Origin of the sequence: Microbacterium sp., from assembly GCF_047972865.1 — a bacterium.
Classification (GTDB): Bacteria; Actinomycetota; Actinomycetes; order Actinomycetales; family Microbacteriaceae; genus Microbacterium.
In genome coordinates this window covers 1-1,562 of record NZ_JBKEAY010000274.1, presented here as the reverse complement: position 1 = coordinate 1,562, position 1,562 = coordinate 1, and the positions used below count along the sequence as shown (strand labels likewise).

Below are 1,562 nucleotides of genomic sequence, written 5' to 3'. Positions count from 1 at the left end.
GCCATACGGGATGCGTGCATCCTATCGCCCCCGACTGGAGGTATCACCCAGCGACGGGGATCGGCGTGGCCTCCGGCGTCGATCGGTACGACAGCCGACGCAGCAGCGACTCGGCGGGCCCGCGCTTTCCGGCGCGTTCCAGGACGACCGCGCCGACCACCGTGACGAGCCAGGTGGCCACCGCGATGGCGGCGATCATCAGCGGCGGCAACCGATACCCGAGGCCGAGCCCCCACGCCGATAGCAGCGGCGCAAGGATCACGGACTGGGCGAGGTAACAGCTCAGCGACCGCTTGCCGACCGCCTGCAGCGCTCCACCGATCAGGCCGGGGTTCGGGTGCATCCGCACCGCGAGCAGCCCGAACGCGGCGGCGTACCCGATGCCGCCGGCCACACCCGTCAACGCGTGCCAGCCCTGCAACCCCCACGCGAACGCGGTCTCGAGGGGAAGGATGCCGGCGAACTGCAGCGCCGTGACCGCGCCGCCGGCCCAGCCGACCGCGATGCCGCCGAGGGCGACGCCCCGCAGGATGCGACGGTGGTCCTGCGGGGCGTCCAGCAGACCGCGGCGTGCGGCGAGCATCCCGAGGACGACCGACAGCGGCACGGTCAACGCCACCAGCTGTCCGACCGTGGACACCGCCCAGAACGCGAGACGGACGGCCATCGACACCCCGTAGTCGTCGACGGCGAACACGGCGAACAGGTCGAACGGCGCGTCGCCGACCGGCATCCAGGATCCGAGCAGTCCGCTCTGCGTCAGCCACTGCAGCGTCACCGCCGACACGACACTCGTGACCGCGCCGGTGGCGATCAGACCCGCGAGCACCCAGGCCGTGATCCTCAGTGCCCGATCGCTGCGGCCGAGGAGAGCGGCCACGACGATCAGCCCCACCAGCCCGTAGGCCCCGACGATGTCGCCGTACCACAGCAGCAGCGCGTGGACAGCGCCGAAGGCGATCATCCACAGGTGACGGCGGCGCAGCACGCGACGGACGGCACGATCATCGACCCCGGCGGCGCGCTGCCGCCGGTGCAACTGCCAGATGCCGTACCCGAACAGGAACGCGAACAGCGGGTAGCTGCGTGCGTCGATCGCGATGATCGAGATGACCTGCCACACCCGGTCGGTCCCCGCGGCGTCGGTCGCGTGACTGAACAGCACCCCGCGCGGCACATCGAACGCGTACCAGGGCGCGTTCGCGAGGGCGATCATGAGCAGCATCAGCCCGCGTGCGATGTCGGGGGCGAGGGCGCGCGGTGGCGCAGCGGTCGTGTTCACGTCCGTCGTCATGCCTCCAGCCTCGCCGCTGGTGGATGCCGCGGCATCCGCCGCCCGGGGGAGATCGGCTGTCCGCCGCCAGGTGGAGGGTGCCGTCAACCGTCGAGGCGCCGGGCCGCCAGCCGCCGCACCGTCTCGGGGTCGCGGTGGTCGAAGAATTGTGAGGTGGCTTGGTCGAGGGCAGCGATCTGGTCCATGTCGGCTGCCGTGAGGGTGAATCCGAAGACGTCGAGGTTCTGCGCCATCCGCGCAGGGTCCACGGACTTGGGGATCACGACCA

At 71.3% G+C, this 1,562-nt stretch carries 1 protein-coding gene and 1 pseudogene; both read right to left on the bottom strand.

From position 1 onward, the window contains the following. Window positions 1–43: 43 nt before the first annotated feature. Window positions 44–1,294, bottom strand: coding sequence for a DUF418 domain-containing protein (locus ACK5KK_RS16460; protein ID WP_416891162.1), 1,251 nt, complete (start codon window positions 1,292–1,294; stop codon window positions 44–46). Between the two features lie 83 nt (window positions 1,295–1,377). After that, a pseudogene (locus ACK5KK_RS16455) lies at window positions 1,378–1,562 on the bottom strand (aldo/keto reductase); the annotation flags it as partial.

What these genes read in the sequence shown, in the direction of transcription:
- ACK5KK_RS16460 (WP_416891162.1), bottom strand. Translation starts at nt 1,294, where the DNA reads ATGACGACGGACGTGAACACGACCGCTGCGCCACCGCGCGCCCTCGCC.